14 protein-coding genes are annotated in these 17,597 nt (G+C 70.1%); 7 read left to right on the top strand and 7 right to left on the bottom strand.

The annotated features are described in order from the left end of the window. Positions 1–33 precede the first annotated feature (33 nt). Complete coding sequence (locus tag VNT50_RS09065) at positions 34–1,968, bottom strand: acyltransferase family protein (RefSeq protein WP_325484787.1); 1,935 nt, start codon at positions 1,966–1,968, stop codon at positions 34–36. Between the two features lie 167 nt (positions 1,969–2,135). Between VNT50_RS09065 and VNT50_RS09070 the strand changes: the two genes are divergently transcribed. Next, a complete protein-coding gene (locus tag VNT50_RS09070) occupies positions 2,136–2,981 on the top strand; it encodes a tRNA pseudouridine synthase A (RefSeq protein WP_325484788.1) in 846 nt (281 codons plus the stop codon). Positions 2,982–3,003: 22 nt separating this feature from the next. Here the strand turns inward: VNT50_RS09070 and VNT50_RS09075 are convergent, their stop codons facing one another. The 4 genes from VNT50_RS09075 to VNT50_RS09090 all read right to left on the bottom strand — a co-directional run bounded on the left by VNT50_RS09075 (position 3,004) and on the right by VNT50_RS09090 (position 7,361). Then, positions 3,004–3,732, bottom strand: a complete 729-nt coding sequence (locus tag VNT50_RS09075) for an endonuclease/exonuclease/phosphatase family protein (RefSeq protein ID WP_325484789.1) — start codon at positions 3,730–3,732, stop codon at positions 3,004–3,006. Between the two features lie 133 nt (positions 3,733–3,865). After that, positions 3,866–5,176, bottom strand: a complete 1,311-nt coding sequence (locus VNT50_RS09080; protein WP_325484790.1) for a UDP-glucose dehydrogenase family protein — start codon at positions 5,174–5,176, stop codon at positions 3,866–3,868. A 110-nt stretch (positions 5,177–5,286) separates the two neighbouring features. After that, a complete protein-coding gene (locus tag VNT50_RS09085; protein WP_325484791.1) occupies positions 5,287–6,324 on the bottom strand; it encodes an acyltransferase family protein in 1,038 nt (345 codons plus the stop codon). Then, positions 6,321–7,361 carry an acyltransferase family protein gene (locus VNT50_RS09090; protein ID WP_325484792.1) on the bottom strand — a complete coding sequence of 347 codons (1,041 nt, stop codon included), beginning with the start codon at positions 7,359–7,361 and terminating at the stop codon, positions 6,321–6,323. Before VNT50_RS09090 ends, VNT50_RS09085 begins: the two co-directional genes overlap by 4 nt. A 241-nt stretch (positions 7,362–7,602) precedes the next feature. Between VNT50_RS09090 and VNT50_RS09095 the strand changes: the two genes are divergently transcribed. From VNT50_RS09095 to VNT50_RS09120, 6 genes are read left to right on the top strand one after another with little or no spacing between them, the layout of a single operon-like run. Next, a complete protein-coding gene (locus VNT50_RS09095) occupies positions 7,603–9,021 on the top strand; it encodes an O-antigen ligase family protein (RefSeq protein WP_325484793.1) in 1,419 nt (472 codons plus the stop codon). Continuing rightward, a complete protein-coding gene (locus VNT50_RS09100; protein ID WP_325484794.1) occupies positions 9,018–10,550 on the top strand; it encodes a lipopolysaccharide biosynthesis protein in 1,533 nt (510 codons plus the stop codon). Before VNT50_RS09095 ends, VNT50_RS09100 begins: the two co-directional genes overlap by 4 nt. Before the next feature lie 2 nt (positions 10,551–10,552). Next, the gene (locus tag VNT50_RS09105; RefSeq protein ID WP_325484795.1) at positions 10,553–11,830 is read left to right on the top strand and encodes a polysaccharide pyruvyl transferase family protein; all 1,278 of its coding nucleotides are present in this window, start codon (positions 10,553–10,555) and stop codon (positions 11,828–11,830) included. After that, positions 11,823–12,941 (top strand): acyltransferase family protein, encoded by a 1,119-nt coding sequence (locus VNT50_RS09110; protein WP_325484796.1) that lies wholly within the window; start codon positions 11,823–11,825, stop codon positions 12,939–12,941. Before VNT50_RS09105 ends, VNT50_RS09110 begins: the two co-directional genes overlap by 8 nt. Next, on the top strand, positions 12,941–13,951 hold the full coding sequence (locus VNT50_RS09115; protein ID WP_325484797.1) for an acyltransferase family protein: 1,011 nt from the start codon (positions 12,941–12,943) through the stop codon (positions 13,949–13,951). Before VNT50_RS09110 ends, VNT50_RS09115 begins: the two co-directional genes overlap by 1 nt. Then, a complete protein-coding gene (locus VNT50_RS09120; protein ID WP_325484798.1) occupies positions 13,948–15,381 on the top strand; it encodes a Coenzyme F420 hydrogenase/dehydrogenase, beta subunit C-terminal domain in 1,434 nt (477 codons plus the stop codon). Before VNT50_RS09115 ends, VNT50_RS09120 begins: the two co-directional genes overlap by 4 nt. Here the strand turns inward: VNT50_RS09120 and VNT50_RS09125 are convergent. Together VNT50_RS09125 and VNT50_RS09130 are read right to left on the bottom strand one after the other, a co-directional pair. Then, positions 15,341–16,423, bottom strand: coding sequence for a glycosyltransferase family 4 protein (locus VNT50_RS09125; protein WP_325484799.1), 1,083 nt, complete (start codon positions 16,421–16,423; stop codon positions 15,341–15,343). The two genes, VNT50_RS09120 and VNT50_RS09125, sit on opposite strands and share 41 nt — an antisense overlap. Then, positions 16,416–17,549 carry a hypothetical protein gene (locus tag VNT50_RS09130; RefSeq protein WP_325484800.1) on the bottom strand — a complete coding sequence of 378 codons (1,134 nt, stop codon included), beginning with the start codon at positions 17,547–17,549 and terminating at the stop codon, positions 16,416–16,418. Before VNT50_RS09130 ends, VNT50_RS09125 begins: the two co-directional genes overlap by 8 nt. Between the last annotated feature and the right edge of the window lie 48 nt (positions 17,550–17,597).

Below are 17,597 nucleotides of genomic sequence, written 5' to 3' on the forward strand. Positions count from 1 at the left end.
CCACGACGCCCATGCCGCGCGCCCCGCGCCCGGCTACGGCGATGTCGTGCCTCGGAGCTTCTCCGCGACCCCCAGGGCGAAGACCTCGCGTGCGCGCGCGTGCTCGGCACGCTCGTACTCGATCCTCTGCACGGTCGTATCGATCGCCTGGGCGAAGACATCCCCACCACCCTGAGTGGGGTGGATGCGATCGCCGGCCAGCAGATCTTCGTGCCCGGCGATCGCGGTCGCCCAATCCGCGACCGCGACGCCCTGATGCGTCGTTGCAAAGGCGAGCAGATCGGCGTTGACGCCGGCGATCCAATCGCGCGGGGCATGCGCGTTCACGAGCACGAGGTGGCGGTCGGGGCCGACGATGCGCGCCATCTCTTCGAGGGATTCGGCGTTCACCGGTCCGTTGGTGCCCAGGGCGACGACGACGTAGGGGCGCAGCTGCCCGCTGTCGGCGAGCCCGCGGATGATGTCGGGCCCGGCCCAGATCGACCGCGAGACCGCCGCGTCGATTGCTATGCCCGGGAATCTCTGCATCAGTGCGGGGGTGGCGGCCAGCATCACGGAGTCACCGACTGCACTGATCTCCGCCCCCGTGACCGGCGTCGGCGACGCGGACGGAGCACCGGCGGCGGAAGGCGAAGCCGCGAGGGGCACAGGCGGAGGGGCAGGGGCCGCGGGCGATTCTGCGGCCTCGAGCGCGGCCTGCCCGGCAGCGATGGAGGACTCGGCGGATGTCTCGGCCGGCGCCGCCGCGATGGCCGCCGTCGTTCCGCCCACCCCGAGCGCCGCGATCGCGACGAGCGCGAGCGCGGCCAGGCGACTGCGCGGTGTGCCCGCCAGTCCCCGGCCGACGGCACCCGCGATGGCGCGGAACCCGCGACGGCGGAAGGGCATTTCGACGATCCGATACGAGAGGGTCGCCGCGATGAAGGTCAGGGCGAGCGCCGCGAGCGAGACGCCGAGCGGTACGCCCGCCTCGGGACCGCTTCCCTCCAGGCCCGCCATGAGAAGCACGAGGAGTGGCCAGTGCCACAGGTAGATGCCGTACGAGCGATCGCCGACCCACTTGAGCAGGGGGTTGTCGAGGGCGCGTCCGAACCACGACCCGGGCCACACGCCGCAGAAGATGGCGAGCGCCGAGAGCAGGCTCGCGGCCAGCAGGGCGCCGGGGAAGGTGGCCGTCGCATCGGCCGGAGTGAGGCACGCCACGACGAGCAGCCCGAGGAGGGCTGCGGCCCCGACGACGACGATCAGACGCCGCACGGCATGCTTCGTCATCCAGGCCCGGCGCGGCATCCTGGCCACCATGAAGGCGAGCGCGACGCCGATCAGGATGCCGAAGGCATGGGTGTCGGTTCCGAAGTACGCGCGCGTGAGGTCGCCGCCGCCACCCACCACGGCGGCCATCAGGGCGGCCGATCCGGCCGCGGCCGCGAGCGCCACGAGCACGCGCACCCACACCGCACGGATCACGAGCACGAGCGGCAGCGCGAGCGGCCAGAGCACGTAGAACTGCTCCTCGACCGCGAGCGACCACAGATTGCGGAACAGCTCGGGCGCTGTCGCGCTGAAGTAGTCCGCACCGACGGCCATCGACACCCAGTTGTAGCTGAACGTCAGCGCACCGACGACCTGCCGCCCGAGATCCACGAGCACATCACCGCCGATGAGCCACGCGACCGTGCAGCACACGGCCAGCAGCAGGCCGAGGGCCGGGAGGAGCCGGCGTGCGCGGCGTCGCCAGAAGTCGGCGAGCCCCGGACCCGTGCCCAGCGCGGCCTCGGGGCGCATCAGGAGCGAGGTGATCAGGAACCCGCTGATCACGAAGAAGACATCGACGCCGAGGAAGCCGCTCGCGAACCACCAGCCGGGGAACAGGTGGTAGGCAACGACGACGGCGACGGCGATTGCGCGCATGCCGTCCAGACCCGCGTAGCGGGTCTGGGGCTGGGTGGTTGCGGCGAGGTGGGTCATGGGAGACGGCGCCCGTGAAAACGCGGGCCGGTGAAGGCGGAGGAGGGGGATGCCGCGTCGGACGCCGTACCAGTGTACGAGCGGTCGGCGGCATCCGATGCATCGTGAGCGTGCCCGTCGAGGTGCCCGTCGAGGTGCTCGGCTGACGCGCTCGGTAGGCTGGGCCTGTGCGGATCCGGCTCGACATCGCCTACGACGGGACGCACTTCCGCGGATGGGCCCGGCAGCCGGGGCTGCGCACCGTGCAGGGCACCCTCGAGGACGGCCTCGCCCGCATCGTCGGATCGCGCGTCGCGCTGACGGTCGCCGGACGGACGGATGCCGGGGTTCACGCACGCGGGCAGGTCGCCCATGCCGACCTCGACGATGCTCAGTTCGGCCGCCTCGCGGCGACGCGGCGCGGGGACGCGGCATCCGACCCCATCGCGGGGCTTGCGCTCCGCTTACGCGGTGTGCTCGGCGCGTACTCGGATGTCGCGGTCACGGCGACGCGACTCGCGCCTGAGGGTTTCGACGCGCGCTTCTCGGCGGTGTGGCGCCGGTACGAGTACCGCGTGGCCGATGCCGTGAGCGGCTATGACCCGCTCGAGCGGCACCGGACGACGACCGTGCGCGCCGCGCTCGATGTCGAGCTGATGGATGCCGGGGCGCGGTCGCTGCGGGGACTGCACGACTTCGCCGCCTACTGCAAGCCCCGCGACGAGGCTACGACGATCCGCACACTGCTCGATTTCGGGTGGCACCGCGACACCGAGGGCGTGCTGATCGCGAGCGTCTGCGCGGATGCGTTCTGCCACAGCATGGTGCGGGCGCTCGTCGGCGGATGCGTCGCGGTGGGACAGGGGCGGCTGGATGTCGAGGACCTCGCGGCGCTGCGCGACGCCGGCGAGCGGACGAGCGAGTTCACGGTGCTCGCCGCGCGCGGCCTGACGCTGACCGAGGTCGGCTACCCGGCGGACGCGGAGCTGGCGACCCGCGCGGAGCAGACCCGGGCGCGGCGGCTGGCGGACTGACCCGGGGTGACGATCGCGTGCGTCACGCGCTCTCGGCGCTGACGGGATGCAGGGGAGATCGGCTCAGGCCCACGCGACGCGCGGGGGATAGCTCTGCGTCGATCAGGATCGGCAGGTGATCGGACCGGCCCTGCGGGAGTGTCGTCACTCGAGCGATGTCGAACCCGACGGACGTCGCGAAGTCGTAGTGCCCCCGGAAGAACTTGTAGCGCGTGTACGTGCGCGCATCGCTGAGGGTCAGCTCGTAGCCCTGGTCGCGCACCTTCTGGCCGAGGTGCTCCTTGAAGACGGGATAGTTGTAGTCGCCCACCATGAGGGCGGGCAGGCCGGGGCCGAGCTGCTGCAGCTCGGAGAGCGCCGCCCGGATCTGGTGGCGGCGCAGCGAGTTGAGCGCCGTGAGGGGCGCGGCGTGGAACGAGGCGACGATGAGCTCACGGTTCTCGTCGATGTCGTGCAGTCGCACGCCGAGCATGCGCTCGTGGGCGGGCTTGAGCACGCGGTCGTGCAGCGACTTCTTCAGGGCGATCGCACGCACCTCATTGGCGCGGTACTGATTCTCGCGGTAGTACAGCGCCAGCCCGAGCCGGTTGCCCTGCGTCGCCTCGGCGAGGCGCAGCCCGGCGATCTCGTCGGGAAGGTCCTTGGTGTCGCATTCCTGCAGGCACAGGATGTCGGGTGCATGGCGTTCGGCGAGCCCCACGAGCTCGGTGGCCGCTCGATGTTTGCGGAGGTTGTACGAGATGACCTTCATAGCGACCACCAGCCTAGGATGACTGCGTTTCCGGCGGGTATCCCCCATGTGGATGCGGGGTCGATGCCCAGTAAATCCGATGCCCAGTAAAGTCGATGCCCAGTAAAGGGCTGTCAGCCCGTGGCAGGTGACGTCACGGGCGGCCCATTCCGTAGTACGTCCACCCGGCCCGGCGCCACGCGGCGGCGTCGAGGCAATTGCGGCCGTCCACCACGACGCGCCCGCTCACGAGCGCGCCCGCCGCCTCGGGGCTCAGCTGGCGCCGGTACTCGTCCCATTCGGTGACGACGATCACGGCATCCGCCCCCCGCAGCGCCTCGTCGCGGTCCTCGACGTACGTCAGCTGGGGATGGATGCGGCGGGCGTTCTCGATCGCGGCGGGGTCGGTGATCGTCACCGCCGCGCCGAGGCCGTACAGGCGCACCGCCACATCGAGCGCAGGCGAGTCGCGGATGTCGTCGGAGTGCGGCTTGAACGCCGCGCCGAGCACGGTGACGTTCTTCTCGAATACCGAGCCGCCGAGGGCCTGCACGACGAGCTCGACCGCGCGGTCCCGGCGGCGCAGGTTGATGGCATCCATCTCGCGCAGGAAGGCGACGGACTCGCCGCGGCCGAGTTCCTCCGCCCGCGCGGAGAACGCCCGGATGTCCTTCGGCAGGCAACCGCCGCCGAAGCCGATGCCGGCGCCCAGGAAGCGGCGCCCGATGCGTGCATCGTGCCCGATCGCGTCGGCCAGCTGGGTGACGTCTGCTCCCGTCACCTCCGCGATCTCGGCCATCGCGTTGATGAACGAGATCTTCGTGGCGAGGAAGGCATTGGCTGCGACCTTGACCAGCTCGGCCGTCGCGTAGTCGGTGACGATGAAGGGGGTCTGCTTCGCGACGGCGGGGTGGTAGACCTCGCGCAGCACATCCGCGGCGCGGACGCCGTCGTCGCCCTCCGGAACGCCCGCGACGAGGCGGTCGGGGTCGATCGTGTCCTTCACGGCCCAGCCCTCGCGGAGGAACTCCGGATTCCAGACCAGGGTCGCGCCCTTGGCGCCGATGCGGGGCGCCAGGGTCGCGGCGGTCCCCACCGGGACCGTCGACTTGCCCGCCACGATGTCGCCCGGGGAGAGGTACGGCAGCAGGCCGTCGACGGCGGCGTCGACGTACGTCAGGTCAGCGGCGTAGCCGCCCTTCTGCTGTGGCGTGCCGACGCCGATGAAGTGCACGCTCGCTCCGAACGCCGCGGACGTGTCGGTCGTGAACCGCAGCCGGCCCGACTGGACACCCTCGACGAGCAGCTCCTCGAGGCCCGGTTCGAAGAAGGGCGCCTTGCCTGCGGCGAGTTGAGCGACCTTCCGCTCGTCGACGTCGATGCCGACGACGTCGTGCCCGATGGAGGCCATGGCTGCGGCATGAACGGCACCGAGGTACCCACAACCGATTACTGACAGACGCATACTGCTCCTCACGTCGCGACCCGGGCGTTATCCCTTACTACCAGAGTTGCGTTACCGGAATTGGTCAGGGGGTATGCCCGCGGCCCCGTGGGCGAAGGCGACACGCGAGCCTAGCGTGCGGGCGCCTTGGCGGGAACGCGCAGGGTCGGGGCGAGCAGCCACGGCGCCCGCGTGGCGAGCGCGGCCAGCCCGAAGCCGGCGACCACGGCGAACGCGGTGACCGCGATGGCGATCGCGATGTTCATGGCGGCAGGCCCGTGCGCGCCGAGGGCTCCGAGCACCAGCACGATCGGCGGGATGACGAGGATGTGCACGAGGTAGATCGGCAGCGACTGCCTGCCCGAATGCGAGACGAAACCGAGCGCGGGCACGCGCGCCAGCTGCTTCGATGCCATCAGCAGCGCGGCGACCCCGATGCACTGCCCCACGAGCACGACGAACGGCACGCGGCCCGCTCCGCGGAACATGAACAGCAGCACGACGATGCCCGCGTACGCGACCAGCGCGATCGCGAGGTGGCGCGGCCGCGAGACGCGCATCGCGGCGACGATCTCGCGGCTGAAGCACACTCCGATGGCGAAGAAGAAGAGCAGCGCGCCGATGCGGTTCCAGGCGATCGTGTGCGTATTGACGATGCCCGCGGTGAAGAGGGTCGAAAGCACCGCCGAACCGGCCACGAGAACCCAGCGGGGAACGCGGCGGAGCGCCCACACGACGAGCGTGAACAGGGCGAGCGCATAGAGGAACCAGTACAGGCTGGCAGGCAGCACCGGCAGCATCACGAGCGACAGGGGATCGCCGGGTGGGATGTCGGTGTCACGCGAGGGAAGCGCGGGGAACAGCGCGAACATCGCGAAGCGCAGCAGCGACCACAGGGCATAGATGTAGGCGAGGGGGATGAGTCGCTTGGCGGCGAGCTCGCGAAAGGAGCCGTCCAGAATGCCGCGTGCCCCGAAGACGCCCGCGATCAGGAAGAACGCGGGGAGCGGGAAGAGCTCGAACGCGAGCTTCGCTCGGCCCAGCGTGTGGTCGATGCCGACGACGCCGAGAAACAGGCTGGCGTGGAAGTAGACCACGCACAGGATCGCCGCGCCGCGGGCGAAATCCGCCCAACCCAGTCTGCTCGGGCCCTCCGCGACGATGGTCATGGCCGGCCGCTGCTGCTCGCGTGCACCCGCGCGGGGACAGCTCGGGAGGACGCTCGGCGGGGCATTCCGGTGAGCAGCGGGGAGGCGCGCGTGTGCCGCACGACCAGAGCCGCGCCCCACGGCACGAACAGCGCCAAGGCGAACTGGAGGATCGGCGGGAGGGCCAGCGGGTCGAGAGCCCACAGGATGCCGGCATGCGTCAGGGTGACCATGAACGTGGATTCCGCCAAGAGGCTCAGCGCAGGCGCCGAGTGCAAGCGGGTCGCATCGACGACGGCGCGCAGCATCCATGCCAGCCCCGTGACGATCGCGATCGCCAGGAGCACTCCTAGGACGGGACTGCCGAAGTCCACGAGCTTGAGGTCGACGGGGTGGACGAGGCCCGTCGCGAAGGCGGTGAACGACACGATCGCCATTGCCGCCCCGATGAGCGGGCGCGCGAGCGCGCCGAGTTTTCCCTCGTAGCGGCGCACGGTGCGGCCGGCCATGAGGAACACCAGGCAGCACACGCCGGTCGCCGCGGCCCACGGTGCCATCCGCACGAGGTCCGGGGCGACGTAGGCCGGCACCAGAAGCGCCAGTGCGATCGCCCACTGGGCCCAGAACGGGAGCCGGCGGATGAGCCAGTACGCGATCACGAGCACGAACAGCGCGGTCGAGAACCAGAAGGCCCAGAACGGCTTGCCGTACATGTAGCGGCCGCCGAGCAGCTGGCCGACGACGAACCTGACGGTCAGGTCGCCGGTCACGCCCACGAAGACGGCGCTCCACACGACGAGCCAGAACGCGTACGGCAGCAGCAGCATCTCCGCCCGGCGGCGGAGCATGACCGGAAAGGGACGGTCTTTCCACAGGTATCCGGTGAGAAAGAAGAACAGCGGCATGTTCCAGCTGAAGATGAACGCATGCGCCCATTCCTCGCGGAACCAGACGTGCGCCACGACCACCGCGGCGATTCCGACGACGCGCAGCACGTCGAGCGTGACGTCCCGCCGCGGTACCGCCGCAGCTCGCGGCGGTGCTGAGTGCTCGGTCATGCAGGCGAGGATAGGCGCGCGCCGCCGCCTCCCGCGGCCGGTTCATCGAGAATTTACACAGACGCAATCCCGCGGGATTCGGGTGATTTCCGCCGCCATGGGAGCATCGGGAGCCGGGGCGCGGCGCCGCCCCCAGGATTAATCGTCCCGAAACAGGGCCTTCACGTTCGGCGGCTAGCGTCGCTGACATGGGGAGCGTTCTGTGCAGGTCCACGCGCGGCGCCGACGGGGCCGACTGCGGATGAGGGCGCGCGGACACCTGGTCGCCCTGCGGTCCGGGCGCGACGCGCGGCGCATCACGCTGCTGCTCGTGCTGGGCGCGATCGGCGTCGCCGCGGTCACCGCCGTGCTGCTCCGGGTCATCGACCCCTCGATCGGGGCGGCGCTGGCGCTGCCCGCCATCGCCGCGGGGGCCGTGGCCGTCTTCCTCGTGCCGGTGCACTGGATTCCCACGATCACGCTCGGCGTGCTGGCACTCTTCCCGACGCGGCTGATCCCGAACGACGGCCCGTTCAATGCGCTTCCGCCCCTCGCGATCCTCCTGGGCATCTGGGTCCTCCGCCGTGTCGTGCTCGGCCAGCGGCCTCCGGGCGACGTGGGGGATCCGCCGGAGACGGCGCGCATGGGACCGCGGTTCGCCGTCTACGCGACGGCTGGTCTCCTCGCGATCTGGCTTGTGGTCAGCGTCGTCACCACAGGGGGCACCGAGACCTCGCTCGGCTGGACGATGAGCTTTCTCGCCGGCGCGCTCCTGCCCATCCTGGTCTTCGACGCCCGGGCCGAGGCGCGACTGCTTTCGACCGCCTTCCTCGTGCTCGGTGCGCTCGTCGGTGCCTACACCGTGCTCGAGATGCTGCTCGGCGGGTCGCCGATCTATGGGTCGATCTCGGCGGCGCTGGGCGTCACCCAGGAGTTCGGCTTCTCGGTCTACCGGGCGCGCGCGGCGTTCACGCACCCGCTCTTCGCCGCGGCGTTCCTCTGCATCCCCGCGGCGATGGGCATCGGTCGCTGGCTCACGTCGGGGAAGAGGTGGGCGCTCGTCTGCGGCCTCCTCTCCACCGCCGGCGTCGTCGCCACGGTCTCGCGCGGATCGATCGTCGCCATCGGCGTGATGGTCGGCTTCGCGCTCCTGGTGAGTCCCGTGTTCATCGGCTGGCAGAACATCTCCCGGTGGCTGCAGCTGCTCGCGATGACGGTGATCGGCGGCATCGCCGTGCTCAACTTCGGCCCGCTCATGGAACGGGCGGAATCGATCGAGTCGCAGCTGTCGGCCGGCGTTCGCGAGCGGGCCGTCACGGTCGCCCTGGATGCCGCCGCCTACTCCGGCTGGCTGGGCACAGGTCCGGGCACGTCGGGGGAGACCGGCCGGCTCTTCGACACGATCATCATCGAGAACTCGATGCTGCAGCTGCTCGTCAGCATCGGCTTGCCTGGGCTGCTGCTGTTCGTGCTCCTCCTGGGCTCCCTCGTCTGGAGCGCGTGGTCTCACAACGACCTCGGCGTCATCCTCGCCCTCGTCGCGTACAGCGTCGCGATCTCCGGCTTCAACTCGCTCGATGGTGTGCGCAACATGCACATCATCATCGGGTTCCTTGTCATCCTCTCCCTGCACGCCGGCACGTCCGCGCCGGCGTCCGTGCTCTCGCCGGCGACCGCATGACGACGACGCAGAGCAAGAAGGGCCTCGGCGCGGTCGCGACCCGCGGCGCCGCCGTGACCTTCTCGGGGCAGATCATCCGCATCACCGTCCAGCTGGCCGGGATCGTGCTGCTCGCCCGGCTGCTCTCGCCGGTGGACTACGGCGTCACGACGATGGTGATCGCCATCATCGGCGTCGGCGAGATCCTGCGCGACTTCGGCCTGTCCAGCGCCGCGATCCAGGCGAAGACCCTGTCGGCCGGCCAGCGGGGGAACCTGTTCTGGATCAACGTCGGCATCGGCGCCGCGCTCACGCTCGTGGTCGCCGTGCTCGCCGTGCCGATCGCGAACTTCTACGACGATGACCGTCTGATCGCCATCACGCTCGTGCTGTCTTCGACGTTCCTCTTCAACGGCATCGCGACGCAGTACCGGGCGGACCTCAACCGCAGATTCAGGTTCGGGCGGCTCGCCGGCCTGGAGATCTTCGCCCAGGTCGTCGCGCTCGGTGTCGCCCTGGTCCTGGCGCTGTGGGGCTGGGGATACTGGGCGCTCGTGGCGCAGCAGGTGCTGCAGGCACTGCTCCAGGTGCTCGTCCTGCCGTTCATCGGCGGATGGTGGCCGGGCCTCCCGAAGCGCGGCGAGCAGATGAAGCCGCTGCTGACCTTCGGCGGCGGCCTCGTCGGGGCACAGGTTCTGAACTACGCGAGCCGCAACGTCGACTCGCTCGTCATCGGGCGGATGTTCGGGGCGCAGAGCCTCGGCTTCTACAACCGGGCGTTCCAGCTGATGCTGCTGCCGCTCAACCAGATCAACGCGCCCTCGACCCGGGTGGCGCTCCCGACGCTCTCGCGCCTCGGGGAGCAGCCCGCCCGCTACGCGGAGTTCATCGCCTTCGGTCAGACCATCATGCTGAACCTCGTCAGCTTCGTTCTGGCCCTCTCCGTCGCTCAGGCGCCCGCGGTCATCGCGATCTCGCTCGGTCCCCAGTGGGGTCCGTCGGTGCCGATCTTCCAGATCCTCGCCGTCGCGGGCTTCTTCCAGGCGGCCGCCTACTCGACCTATTGGGTCTTCCTCTCGCAGGGGCTCACGACGCCGTACCTCTGGTACACGCTCGCCACCCGCCCGCTCGTCATCGGCCTGATCATCGTGGGCTCGCTCTGGGGCGTGAACGGGGTGGCGATCGCCTATGCGGTCGGGGCCGCCCTGATGTGGCCCGTCGGCTGCCTGTGGATCGCCAGATACTCGACGGCACCCGTGATGCGGCTCTTCCTCAACGGCCTCCGCATCCTCGTGGTGTACGGCTTCGCGGCCGCCGCGTCGTTCGCCGCGACCTTCGCGATCCCCGAGGAGCAGACGCTCGTCCGCATCCTGCTCGGGCTCGCCGCGCTCGTCGCCGCCCTGGGTCTGGCGGCGCTCGTCTTCCCTCCTTTCCGCAGGGACGTGATGGGGATGCTCTCCGCACGACGCTTCTTCCGGCGGAGCGCTGCCGCCGACGCACCCCGAGCCGAAACACTCGATGACCCCGAGACTCCCCTGGAGGAACGATGAGATTGCGCAGACTCACCCGGCGATTCCGCAGTCTGCGGCGGGATGTCGTGGACTGGACGGGGTGGACTTCGCGTCGCTTCCGCAGCGATTTCGCGGCATCCGTGGGCCTTCCGGGCAACGAGCGACACGTGCTGATCGCGCCGCCGGGCGCGGGCAACATCGGCGACCAGGCGATGGTCGAGGCATTCCTGGCCGCGGCCGACCTGCCGGTGACCGTCGTCACCCGCGGCGCCGATGACTTCGCACTTCCGGTCGACCTCGCCCCGCGGGCGACGATCCTGCCCCTGGCCGATCTGTTCTATGGCCAGGGCGCCGCCCACCGCGACGACGTCGTCAGGCTGGCCTGCGCCGTCGACGGTGCGGCGACCGTGTCGATCGTCGGCGCCGACATCATGGACGGCGTGTACGTCCTGCGGCCGTCGCTGCGCCGCTCGAGCCTCGCCGCCGCCGCCGCGAAGGCGGGGTTCGACTCCACCGTGCTCGGCTTCAGCTGGAACAGCGCCGCCCCCCGGCCCGCATGGGCCTCGTTGCGGCGGGCGGGCGCGGCGGGCGCGCGCCTGCTCCTGCGCGATCCGGCATCGGCCGCCCGCGTGCGGGATGCCGGCATCCAGGGCGCGATCGAGACGGCCGACATCGTCTTCACCGACGACCGAGTGGATGCCGCGGCCGCCGCTGCCGTGCTCGCTCCGGTGAGCGGCCCCTACGTGCTGGTGAACTGCAGCGGACTGATCGCGCGCAAGCTCGACCAGGTGCCCGAGTACGTCGCCGTCATCGGCCACTTCCGCGCCCGCGGCCTGCATGTCGTGCTGCTTCCGCACGTCGTCCGCAGCACGGCCGATGACCTCACCGCCTGCCGCGCCGTCTTCGACGCGGTCGGGGCGGACGGCGTCACCTTCGTGCAGGAGGTGCTGGCGCCCTCGACGATCCGTGCGCTCGCCCAGGGCGCGTCGCTGACGGTCACGGGACGCATGCACCTCGCCGTCATGTCCCTGTCCCAAGGCATCCCGTCCATCACCCTCGCGACGCAGGGCAAGGTCGAGGGACTCATGAGACTTTTCGGCTGGCCCGAGCTGTGCGTGACTCCGCGCGCCGGCATGGCCGACGAGATCGTCCGGGTGGCGGACGCCGCCCTGGATGGCCCGGACACGAGCGAGCGGATCCGTCGGGGGGCGGCATCCGCTCGAGAACTCGCCGGGCGGAACATCGTCCGTATCGGCGGTCCGACACAGAAAGCGATGTCACCGACCGCGCTATCAGGAACTGGGGCAAGAGATGGCTGAATTCGTGAGGCCGGGGGGCTTCATCCGTCAGGATGTCGGCAAGCGAGAGTGGGTCGACTTCGTCAAGGGCGTCGCGATCATTCTGATCGTGGCTTACCACACCACGCTGTTTCTCAATTCGATCGAATTCGACGCGGCGGGCATCGGACGCATCAAGCTCGTTCTCGAGCTCTTCCCGATGCCGGCATTCTTCCTGATCTCCGGGATGTTCCACACGAGGGTCGCCGACTGGTCGTTCGCCGATCTGTGGCGCCGCCGGCTGAGGCAGTACCTCTACCTCTACATCCTGTGGTCCGTGATCCGCTACGTCTTCTATCTGGTTGCACCGAACGTGCGCGAGGACGGAGCTGGGCAGTCCGCGCAGGATCCCCTGGCGCTGCTGGGCATCCTGTTCTGGCCGATCAGCTCGTACTGGTTCATCTACGCGCTGTTCATCTTCACGCTCGTGCTCTGGCTGTTCCGCAAGGCGCCGCCGTGGGTGCTGCTCGCGCTCGCCGCCGTGCTCTCGGTGCTCTCGTCGTCGGGCATCCTCGATTCGCGGAACGTCGGCATCAACCGCATGACGGAGTACCTGATCTTCTTCGCGATCGGCGCGATGTTCCACCGCAGGGTGTACAGCGCCGTCGATGCCGTGACGCCGTGGAAGGCGATCGCCCTCGTCGGCGGGTTCTGCGGCTTCGGCCTGCTCGCGACGCTGCTCCCCGTCGTGAACCGCGTTCCGGGCATCGCGTTCGCCGGCCAACTGCTCGCGATCGCGACCGGGTTCGCCCTCGCCTACTACCTCGTGCGGCTGGCGGTGCTGGAGTGGGTGCTGTACGTCGGCGTCCGCACGCTCAACATCTACCTCGTGCATGTGTTCGTGATCGCGATGCTCGTGGCACCGCTCACGCTCTTCCCGCAGCTCGATTACCTCCTGCCGGGCCGTGGCCTGCTGCTGATCGCCGTCCTGGTGGCGCTGGTCGTGGTGCTCTCGATCGTGCTCACGCGCTACCTGACGCGTATCACGTGGCTCTTCGTCTATCCCTTCGGCAGGAAGAAGAGGACGGGTGCCGCGGCCGCGCCGGCCGGGGCGGTGCGCCCCGAGGCCCACACCCCGGGGGAGGTCCCCTGATGGCGGGCGCGCGGCTCGACTGGGCCGACGTCGCACGCGGCGGAGCGATGATCCTGGTGGTCTTCGCCCACACGCTGCAGCTGATGGATGTCGGTGGCTGGCAGCTCGGATGGCTCGACTCGCTCAACCTATACCTCACCGCCATCCGCATGCCCCTGTTCTTCCTGATCTCGGGGGTGTTCGCGGCGTCCGCGATCAGGCGGACGTGGGGCGGGCTCTTCGCGTCGAGACTCGCGCTGCTGCTCTACATGTACTTCGCCTGGATGCTGCTGCGCGCCGTGTGGTTCAGCGTCGTGCCGTGGCCGCTGAGCGACACGCACCCGTGGTCGGCGCTGCTCATCTCGCCGGTGTGGCCGACCAACGGGCTGTGGTTCCTCTACGCCCTCATCGTCTACCTCGTGATCGGGCGCCTGACCGCCCGCTGGCCGGCCTGGATCCCGCTGTCGATCTCGGGAGTCGTCGCCGTGCTGGCGGCGTCCGACCTGATCCCGACGGGCGGGAACGGCGTGTGGCGATCGGTCGCGCTGTACCTCTTCTTCTTCCTGCTCGGCGCCCGGCTGTCGGATCTCTGGAAGGGCGTCGCCGCTCGCGCGAACGTCGTGCTGCTCGTGGTCGCGGTCGTCGCGATCCCGGCCGGCATCCTGGCATTCACGCTCATCGACGATCCGTTCCGCGGCGCGTCGCGCGTCGCGCTGTCGGTGCTGTGCGTCGCTGCCTGCCTCGTGATCGCGGCGATGGCGGCCAAGGTGCGCCCGCTCGCCCGTCCCTTCCTCTATGTCGGCTCGCGGACGCTTCCGGTCTACGTGATGCACGCGATGCTGCTCGCGGTGCTCGTGCCGCTCGTGCCGGTCGGGCTGACCTCCGCCCTGCTGATCTCCGTGGCCCTGACCCTTCTCGCGACGGTGATCCCGCTCGCCCTGTACCGCGTGCTCGGGCCTATCGGAGGCATCTTCAACCTTCCCCACGCATTCGAGCGGCGACTTGCCGCCAGACGGACGGAGAGCGCATGACCGACCAGACCATGACCCCCCGCGATGGTCGGCCGGTCGCCTCCGGCGCCATCGCGCCGGAACCGGGAGGGCCCATGCACACGATCGAAGACGTCGTGGGGCGCGGCATGTGCGTGGGATGCGGGGCGTGCGCGGCGCGCACCGGCGGGGCGGTGCGGGTGCAGATCGGAACCCGGCGCTCGTACGAGGCCGACCTCACCGGAGCAACCCCCGCGGCGGTGCGCGAAGCGAGCCGGGTGTGCCCGTTCTCGGACGAATCCCGCAACGAGGACGCGATCGCGAACGACCGCTTCGCCGGCCTGCGGCACGACCCGCGCGTCGGCTACTTCTCGACGCTCAAGGCGGCGCGCCTCAACGACGAGAGCCGCCTGATGGGCAGCAGCTCCGGCGGGCTGACGAGCTGGGTGGCCGAGCAGCTGCTGCGTCGGGACAGGGTGGATGCAGTCATCCACGTCACGCCCACGCACACCGAGTCGGGTCCGATGTTCTCCTACACGACGTCGGACACACCCGAGGCCTTCGCCGCGGAGCGCAAGTCGATGTACACCGCGACCACGATGGCCGACATCCTGCAGGCCGTCCGAGGCAACGGCAAGCGGTACGCCGTCATCGGAGTGCCGTGCTTCCTTCGCGCGGCCCGCCTGCTCTCGGAGCAGGATGCGGTGTTCGGCGGGCAGCTGAAGTACTTCCTCGGGCTGGTGTGCGGCCACCTCAAGTCGCAGGCGTTCGCCGAGTCGCTCGCGTGGCAGGCGGGCGTCGAGCCCGACGACCTCGAGGCGGTCGATTTCCGCATCAAGGTGCCCGGCCGGCTCTCGAGCCACTACGACGTACAGGCCACGGCCAAGGACGGCACTACGAAGACCGCGCACACCCACGACCTCGTGGGCGGCAACTGGGGTCACGCGATGTTTCAGGCGAACGCCTGCAACTTCTGCGACGACATCTTCGCCGAGACCGCCGACGTCGCCTTCGGCGACGGCTGGCTGCCGGAGTACAAGGAGGAGTGGCGGGGCACGAACGTCGTCGTGAGCAGGCATCCCGACATCGACGAGATCTTCGCCGACGAGGCGGCCGTCTGGTCGGTGCCGCTGACCGTCGAGCAGGTCGCCGCCACCCAGGGGGGCAATTTCCGGCACCGCCGGATCGGGCTGTCGGTGCGCCTGCACGACGATGTCGCGGCGGGGCTCTCCGTGCCCCGCAAGCGAGTTGCGGCATCGCTGGAGGGCATCGACCCGCAGCGCGTCGAGCTGATCCGGCTGCGTCGGCGGATGTCGGAGGAGAGCCACGAGGCGTTCGCCGAGGCACGCCGACGGGGATCGCTCGCCTACTTCCTGCGCCGCATGCGGCCGTTCCTCCGTCGCTACGACAACGTATCGCGCGGAAACCGCCTCACACGCCTGCGTCAGCGCGTGCGGCGGATGCTGCGCTGACGCGCTCGCGTTCGGGAATCTCCCCCAGAGCCTCGAGCCAGATGCTCTCGACGCGGGGGAAGACCGCTTGAGCCGAGTAGGACAGCAAGAAGCGGTCGTGACCGCGCGCGGCGATCGCGGCGCGCTCGGCGGCGTCGCCGAGCACCCTGCGGAAGGCCGCCGCGAGGGCGGCGGCGTCGCCCGGAGCGACGAGCACACCGTGCCCCTCGCCCAGCACCGCCGGGATTCCGCCGACCGTCGTCGAGATGACGCAGGACCGGCGCGCCATGGCCTCGAGGATGAACATCGGCATGGCCTCGTCGCGTGAGGGGAGCACCGCCACGGATGCGTGCTCCAGAAGCTCCATCAGGTCTTTGTGGCCGACGCTCCCCAAGAACCGTGCGCCCGCGATGTCCTTGTCCACGAGGTGCTCGTCGCGGAGCGGCCCCGCGATGACGAGCGCCCAACCGGGGAATTCGGGACCGACCTCGCGCCAGGCATCCTGCAGCACGTCGATGCCCTTGCGGTGCGAGACGACGCCGCCGAACACGATCGTGCGCTCCTTCTGGACGCCGATGCCGTCGGGGATCGCGTTGGGGACGAGCGATACGCGGTCGGCGCCGACGTGGCGGGCGCTGATCTCGCTCGATTCCTCCGAAAGCGTGATCACCCGGGCGCACGCGCCGAGCACCGCTCCGACGGACTTGGGGTGCTCGCGCTCGTGCACGGCGAACTCGCTGCCGTGCAGGTGGGCGATGACGGGTAGGCCGAGCCGGGCCGCGTACCTCGCGAGGCTGCCCTCGCGGACGAACGAGCCGCGCTCCGAGAGGTGGACCACGATGACCGCGCGCTCGCCGCGGCGCTTGATCGCCCGCAGCCGGCCGAGCGCACGCGTGAAGCGGCGCAGCGCGGTCACGTGATCGCCGGGATCGCCGCGCGATTCGATGACCTCGACCGCGACCTGCTCGAAGGGCCACGCAAGATACGCGTTCACGACCTGCGTCATGCCGCCGGGGATGTCTCCCGCACGGCCGACGTGGTAGACGGTCGGCCGGTCACCCACGGGATGCTCCCACCAGATCGCGGGCGTCGCTGCGCGTCAGCAGCGCGAGGAGGTCGTCGCGCACCTCACGCAGGCGCGCCCGCGCGCCGATGAGGGCGCGTATCGCGACGGGCCGCTTCGCGGCGATCGTCACGATGTTCTCCGCGATGTCTTCGCCGCTGAGGTCGATGGCATTGAAGGCGACTCCCTCGACGCCGATCGTGGCGAAGTGGCGGGCGATCTTGTCGTCGTCGTCGAGAAGCAGCCCCACGGGGGCCGCGCCCTCGGTCAGGCCGGCGATGATGACGTGGAGCCGATCGCTGGCGACCACGCGGGCGCGGCGATACACGGCCCGAAGGGCCTCCTCCTGCGGAGCGTGGTTGACGGGCTCCGGCCACGAGACGAGTTCGGCCTCGAGCTCGGCAGCGAGGCGCCGCGAGCGGTCATCGTCCACCGAGACCTGGGTCACGACGCAGATGTCCAGGCCCATCCGGGCGGCCGCCTCGCGGACACCCTCGAACCAGGACTCGCCGGGGTATGGCCGGGGCGCCACCTCCACGTCCTCCCGAAGCGACACGACGAGCAGATCCCGTTCGCGGCCGGCGCCCTCAAGGGATGCCAGCAGCTCGTCATCCGCCATGCCGTCGGTGTAACCGAGATCCGGCATCGCCGGGCCGAAGCCGAGGTAGTCGGCCGTTCCCTGGTCGCGCCACCGGGTCATGCTGCTGAGGGCGTTCGACGGCCACATGAGCGCCCTCGGGAGCGGAGCGAAGTTTCGCGCCCCCGCCCCGATGCGGGCGACCTTTCCGCCGCGCAGTCGCACGAGCGCGACGGCCGGGAGCATCGCGATGTGCTCCTTCATGCCGACGAGCGTCAGCTGGATCTCCCCGGGTTTGTAGAGCGAATCCGCCGTGCCGGCCGCCGCGGCCTTGAGGAGGGCGGCGTACCACGACGACAACGACCGGTATACGACGTCCTCGGGCCGGACCCCCAGGCTCTCGTCGTAGCCCTCCGGCGAGTTGCCCACGTATACGTGAAGCCGGCCTGCCGCGCGGGCCCAGTCGAGCAGGGGGCGTCGAAGGAGCCCGTCGCCGATGTTCTCGTACTGTCCCCGTCCGACCGCGAAGACGTCGCGTGGTTGTGGCATTTCACTTCCCATTCGTGTGCTTCCCTCGACGGTGGCGGACTCCGGATC

Origin of the sequence: Microbacterium sp. (assembly GCF_035554235.1) — a bacterium.
In the GTDB taxonomy this organism is placed as follows: domain Bacteria; phylum Actinomycetota; class Actinomycetes; order Actinomycetales; family Microbacteriaceae; genus Microbacterium.

Bases quoted from the DNA above. Each gene is read 5' to 3' on its own strand.
- VNT50_RS09065 (WP_325484787.1), bottom strand. From the start codon at position 1,968: ATGACCCACCTCGCCGCAACCACCCAGCCCCAGACCCGCTACGCGGGT.
- VNT50_RS09075 (WP_325484789.1), bottom strand. From the start codon at position 3,732: ATGAAGGTCATCTCGTACAACCTCCGCAAACATCGAGCGGCCACCGAG.
- VNT50_RS09080 (WP_325484790.1), bottom strand. From the start codon at position 5,176: ATGCGTCTGTCAGTAATCGGTTGTGGGTACCTCGGTGCCGTTCATGCC.
- VNT50_RS09085 (WP_325484791.1), bottom strand. From the start codon at position 6,324: ATGACCATCGTCGCGGAGGGCCCGAGCAGACTGGGTTGGGCGGATTTC.
- VNT50_RS09090 (WP_325484792.1), bottom strand. From the start codon at position 7,361: ATGACCGAGCACTCAGCACCGCCGCGAGCTGCGGCGGTACCGCGGCGG.
- VNT50_RS09095 (WP_325484793.1), top strand. From the start codon at position 7,603: ATGAGGGCGCGCGGACACCTGGTCGCCCTGCGGTCCGGGCGCGACGCG.
- VNT50_RS09100 (WP_325484794.1), top strand. From the start codon at position 9,018: ATGACGACGACGCAGAGCAAGAAGGGCCTCGGCGCGGTCGCGACCCGC.
- VNT50_RS09110 (WP_325484796.1), top strand. From the start codon at position 11,823: ATGGCTGAATTCGTGAGGCCGGGGGGCTTCATCCGTCAGGATGTCGGC.
- VNT50_RS09115 (WP_325484797.1), top strand. From the start codon at position 12,941: ATGGCGGGCGCGCGGCTCGACTGGGCCGACGTCGCACGCGGCGGAGCG.
- VNT50_RS09120 (WP_325484798.1), top strand. From the start codon at position 13,948: ATGACCGACCAGACCATGACCCCCCGCGATGGTCGGCCGGTCGCCTCC.
- VNT50_RS09130 (WP_325484800.1), bottom strand. From the start codon at position 17,549: ATGCCACAACCACGCGACGTCTTCGCGGTCGGACGGGGACAGTACGAG.